The sequence below is a fragment of the Dehalococcoidales bacterium genome (assembly GCA_041656115.1).
GTDB lineage: Bacteria > Chloroflexota > Dehalococcoidia > Dehalococcoidales > UBA5627 > UBA5627.
In genome coordinates this window covers 1-5,091 of sequence record JBBAED010000017.1, presented here as the reverse complement: position 1 = coordinate 5,091, position 5,091 = coordinate 1, and the positions used below count along the sequence as shown (strand labels likewise).

At 48.2% G+C, this 5,091-nt stretch carries 6 protein-coding genes; all 6 read right to left on the bottom strand.

Going from position 1 to position 5,091, the window contains the following annotated elements; genetic code table 11:
• Positions 1-507: DNA methyltransferase (locus tag WC958_06175; protein MFA5629807.1), on the bottom strand; the 507-nt coding region annotated here is incomplete at its 3' end.
• Positions 508-2,064, bottom strand: coding sequence for a hypothetical protein (locus WC958_06170; protein MFA5629806.1), 1,557 nt, complete (start codon positions 2,062-2,064; stop codon positions 508-510).
• Positions 2,054-2,533, bottom strand: a complete 480-nt coding sequence (locus WC958_06165; GenBank protein MFA5629805.1) for a hypothetical protein — start codon at positions 2,531-2,533, stop codon at positions 2,054-2,056. The genes WC958_06170 and WC958_06165 overlap by 11 nt, the downstream gene beginning before the upstream one ends.
• 14 nt (positions 2,534-2,547) lie before the next feature.
• The gene (locus tag WC958_06160) at positions 2,548-3,006 is read right to left on the bottom strand and encodes a hypothetical protein (protein MFA5629804.1); all 459 of its coding nucleotides are present in this window, start codon (positions 3,004-3,006) and stop codon (positions 2,548-2,550) included.
• Positions 3,007-3,455: 449 nt separating this feature from the next.
• A complete protein-coding gene (locus tag WC958_06155) occupies positions 3,456-3,719 on the bottom strand; it encodes a hypothetical protein (protein ID MFA5629803.1) in 264 nt (87 codons plus the stop codon).
• Positions 3,703-4,368 carry a hypothetical protein gene (locus WC958_06150; protein MFA5629802.1) on the bottom strand — a complete coding sequence of 222 codons (666 nt, stop codon included), beginning with the start codon at positions 4,366-4,368 and terminating at the stop codon, positions 3,703-3,705. Before WC958_06150 ends, WC958_06155 begins: the two co-directional genes overlap by 17 nt.
• Positions 4,369-5,091 lie beyond the last annotated feature (723 nt).

Below are 5,091 nucleotides of genomic sequence, written 5' to 3'. Positions count from 1 at the left end.
GGTATCGCCGGGATCGGTATAATGTCTGATCAACCACTCCATCAACTCAACCGGTTTGGTAGTAGAACACCCGAATTTTTTACTGGGGACGGTCCTGGCATTAAAAACCGCATATGAGAAGGGAGCATCTTTACCCTTACTTCCCAAGCCGCCCTTATCAAACACCAGAACCGGTTCAGACGAGAACCAGATTCTATTTTTCATGGCCCCGGCGTACTGGCTGCCGGGTGGTTTGTTCCAGGTCAGAATCCTTTGGAAGAAATCTTGGCGCCGGGACAGGATCACCGACAACATCTTCTCGGCGCAAAACCATAACACTCCGGTCCTGCTGACCCGTAGGCACTCGTCGAGCCATATATGGACATTCTGCAAAAACCGGTCTTTGTCATCCCAAGCCTCGTCTTTACGGACACCGAAAGGCGGGTCGGTGATAACAATATCTACGCTGTTATCGGCCATGCCAGCCATTATCTCTTCGCATCTACCGCAGATTATCTTATTTCTCATTTAGGCCACCGTCTTTTGCTTTTTATTCTTACCGGTCTGTTTTGACACTCCACCCAGCAGCCCAACAAAAGGCAGTTCCAGTTCAGGTGAGTTAAAATCTTTGAACGCCAACATAGCTGCCGTTACCAAGTCGTCGTGTCTTGACTGAGCTGATGCTGAGTACCGGGTAGTCCCTGTTTTAGAAATGACATATTGGTAATCCTTCAACTCGTTAATAAGAACTTCGTGCTTTGGATAGGAGACAAATTTTTGTTCGATGAGCATGGCCAGGTTATTAACCATCTTCTCTTTTTCCAGGTTAGATATATAAACCGGGTCCACGCTTATCCCGCGCTGCGCCAATGCTTCCGGCAACGTCTCCCCAAGTCCGGTGCGGTCCATAACGACATGGGCGTGGTTATAAAGCTGGGACAAGATAGCGATATCATCCATCTGTCTTGTCCAGGGCTTCCCGCGCCATTGTTCGACGCGCACTGCTTCCCCTTTGCTGTTACGAATAACAACCCCGCTGTTGTCGATAGACCGAGCGGGGTCGTAACCAATAACGTATGATTCTCCGGGTTCCGGCTGGCCGGTACCGATATATGTAGCGCACTCGTCGGCGGTTGGGAACACGGAATTCCCTTCGGCAAGAAATACTCCAAGAATTTCCTGATTGTATATCCGTTCCGGATACCGTTTTTGCATCCTCTTCAGATAGTTTTTATCTTTAGCGGTCAAGTAAGGATTGCTGAACGACGGAAACTGCCAGCTTTCCCAGTCAATGTCGTAATCGGGATCCTTTTTCTGGCCCCACTTAAACATTTGATAGTAATAATTCCTGCCAATCGGGGTACTGTTGATAAGCGCCAGCCCCCCAGTTCCATTCGGCCCCCGGCCAGGAGACATCAACCTGGTTTCCAGGTTAGCCCACACCTCATCAAGCTTGGATATCCGGGCCGCTTCAGTGATAAGTACAATATCAAGTCCGACTGAGACTAAAGTGGTCGGATCGTCAGCCGACCTAACTTCGATCAGTCCGTCGTTGACGGTTTCAATGATCTTTTCCCCTTCCAGGATATTAACTATCCACGGACGCGGGAAATAGGCTTTTAGTTCGCGCCAAATCTGTCTTGCCAAAAGATAAGTCGGTGCGACTATCCAAGCGTGGACGGCGGGGATCATATTCGGCCCCCGGTCTTCCGAGAGCATCTGGCTTATCTTATCGATAAATTCCATCACCATACAACGGTCTTTTCCCCATCTCGCACCACTCGCTAAGAGTTTAAACCTGGCCGGACTATTATGCACCAAAACCTGTCCGGGATGTGGAGTATAAGGGATTTCTGCCTTAACCTTCCCTGTCGTGTAGCCCCTTCGACACTTGCCGCAGTTCTTAAACTCGGTATACATCTCTTTTTTTGTTTGCCAAATCTGCTCGAATGTTTCGCCGCAGGTCTGACAAACCCAGTATCTGCCGGCGGACGTCGCCGCCACCTTTTCAATAATCTGTCGTTTTTTTCTTGCTTTAGCCCCCGACAGTCCAGTTTTACCAACCTTACCAGTTTCACGTTTCAAGGTTAACGCCCCCCGCATTGCCCTGGGCATCCTTCCACACAACCTGGAGCTTCAACTTCTTCTTGCTCTGCAACCTGGTTTCATCAAACCCCAGAATTTGCTCCCTGGCTTCCTGAGTCATTTTGAAGGCCAGCATAAGCTTGCTCAGTCCAACCATATCTTTCTTTTTGAGCATTTCTTTGATCGCGGCTTGCAGCAGACTCGTGTTTTCGGCCATCGTGACAAGCACGGTATCCATGAAAACTTCCATGTTTTTCAGTAAACTCAGGTCTTTCACCCTGGCTTCGTAGGCCGCCATCTTCCGGGACTCGCGCAATTGCACCGACAGGTCGGCCAGGTTTTCTATCTGGCTTTTGGCTTCGATAATCTTGTCCTGTTCTTCCGCGGGGGATATTGTTGCCGCTTGCAAAAGCGGGTTCTCCACAACTTCTGTTGGTTTAACTTGTTTAGTTGCTTTGGGCCTGGCCATAATTTACCCCCTCCCTAATACAGCAGCTCTTCTTCCTCTGTTTCTTCAGGCTCGAACAAAAACTGAGGGCGCCGCTGCACGAATTCTTCCGCAGCCAACCGAATAGCCTCCCCTTTGTCGATTGGGGAGGTCAGTGTTTTGTTCATGTTTTTTAGCACAAGGTTAAACTTGTCGTTTAGTTCTTTAGGGATGGGGTAGTTCCAGTTGATATGGTTGCCTGGCGTCCACTTGGGTGTCCTTCCAGGCTTCCCGGTATTCCACGGCGCCATGATCTTGGCCGCTCGGGGTACCTTCCCTTTGTTTAAAAAATCGTCGACCGGTTTTTTCGGCACAGCTCTTTCTGTTTTATTTACCTGGATGACCGGAAAAGGAAACTGGCCGTTTTCGGCCAGCTCGTAACCGTAATTTACAGTCATCCCCAACATCGCAATAACCTCTTTGAGTGAGTATGTAAGCCTTTTATCGCGTCCCATAACTACTTCCCGCCCCCGCTTGCTTGTCTGTTCCGTGTCGCGTTGTATAACGCCTGTAATTGCCGCTTTTTATTGAGCGCGTGGTAACACCTGTTAATCTTATTGTTAGCAAGTTTTAAATCGTCCTGGTTGTTCCCCCTAGGACAATGCGTAACACAGCTAACCTTTAGCCCTGTGATCCCGCACGGCAAACAAACAAAAAACACAGCGGGTTTTGCTTTTCTCTTTAATAACTTGACTTCTTCCTGGCCTTCCCTGACCCGCAACCGCCGGATCGCTTTTTTAGCGCTAATAGCGTGCCCGGCCTTGCCGGGATCGTTAACATACATGTTATGCTCCCGGATAAGTTCCCTCTCTTTGTCGCTAATATAAAAACCCGGTTGAATGTCCTTCCTGTTATCGGCTTTCCTGCCCATGTTATTGCCTCCCCCTTGTTTATCAAATATAAGCTAAACCACTTTGAACTTGTTCCTGCGTACCCTGGCTGAATCGACGACGTACTCTGACTGGGCCTCTGCCGACGGGTAGAATATCACATGCTTCACCCTCTGGTGACCCCCGATCTCAACTTCGTTGTGGTATCTCCTGTCCTCCCCTAACGCCTGAAAATAGATGTTTACATCCCCGACAACTATTTCGTTCCCCCGGATAAACCTGACAAACTCTTCCGCTATTTGCTCCGGGACAATCCCTCTCTCAAATTTCAGCCTCACTTTTTCTCGCCCCCCGCTTAATAATCTCCCGCGAAACAAAATAACCTTCTCCAGGTACGTAATAGAGAAGGTTGTATTCCTTTAGTTTGGCCAGAACCAAAAATACCGACCGCCTTTTTTTCTTAAACACCGCCGTAATATCCCCCGACCGCATCGGTCGCTTTTTTCTGCCGTACAATAACTTCCCCGTCCCCCACTCTATGTAGGGAACCAAATACAACAAATAACCCGCGTACTCCGCCGGCATCCCATCCTCCATCAACCCAATAAGATTCTCTATCATTAACATGGCATATGGCTTCTTCCCGCCCGTATGCTTTGGCTTTTTGTTCTTCCCTCCGCCCCGAAGCGAATGCCAAAATGTGTACATCGGGTTATCCATCTCAGGATGCTGCACATAAACAAACTCGCAATTCGTCTTGGAATTCTTCTCCCGGCTAATAATAAACTCGTCCTGAACAATATTTTTCTTCCCCAAAATGTAGTCCTTTAATGGCTGCTTCAAATCAATTTTCACCCCCCTAAATCCTACTGAAGAGGGGTGCAATATTTTGCACCCCAAAAAATGGCCTCTAGCCCTTGGCACAGTAAGCCTGAAAGGCAATCGCCCGTGCAATTCGTTTATATATAGCATTTCTCTGGGGTCCAAAACCCCCAAAAACCACTCTCTTTTAAACCCCCGTTTTCTTAAAAATTACTCCCCCCCTAAACTAAAACTAAAAATAAAAAAAGCCCCCGCTTATCCAGCGAAAGCTTCTTTGTCCATCTTTTTAAATTTCCAGTTCCTAAAGACACTTCTACATGTTAATAATTATATCATGTTTTCTTCCCCTTGTGTACAGATTTCGTACAAAAATCGTCTAAACTTAACCATGATCCCCCCCAAACTTTAAGAATTATTACTTATTCTTTGGTTCTCCCTGTCCAAATTTCCTTAATTTTTGCCTAAAACCCCCGCCCAGGATGGCCCCCAAAGCCCTAAACCCCCTTCTCCGGCTCCTAAGCCCCCCTTCCTTGCCCCCCTAACATCCTAAAAACCCTAAACCCGCTGACCCCCGTCCCGTAAGGATTTAAACCGCTTTTGAGGTTGTCTTTGGGCTGCCCTACAATGTATATTTATGCATTTCTTATGTATATTATGCATATTTATGCATAAAACCCGCTAGCCCTTGGGGCTGTAAGAGGGGGGCAACTTGGTTTTTTGGCGGGGGGAGGGGAGACTCTCCCCAAAAAACCGACCTAGTCCCCCCTGGGGGGGCAAAAAAGCACAAAACCCGGCAAGTCAAGCGGGGCAAGGCCTGGCAGGGATGCCCCGATACCGAAAATAGACAAAAACGGTATCGCAAGAGGGGGTGAAATACGTCCATAAGCA

What these genes read in the sequence shown, in the direction of transcription:
- WC958_06160 (MFA5629804.1), bottom strand. Translation starts at nt 3,006, where the DNA reads ATGGGACGCGATAAAAGGCTTACATACTCACTCAAAGAGGTTATTGCG.
- WC958_06165 (MFA5629805.1), bottom strand. Translation starts at nt 2,533, where the DNA reads ATGGCCAGGCCCAAAGCAACTAAACAAGTTAAACCAACAGAAGTTGTG.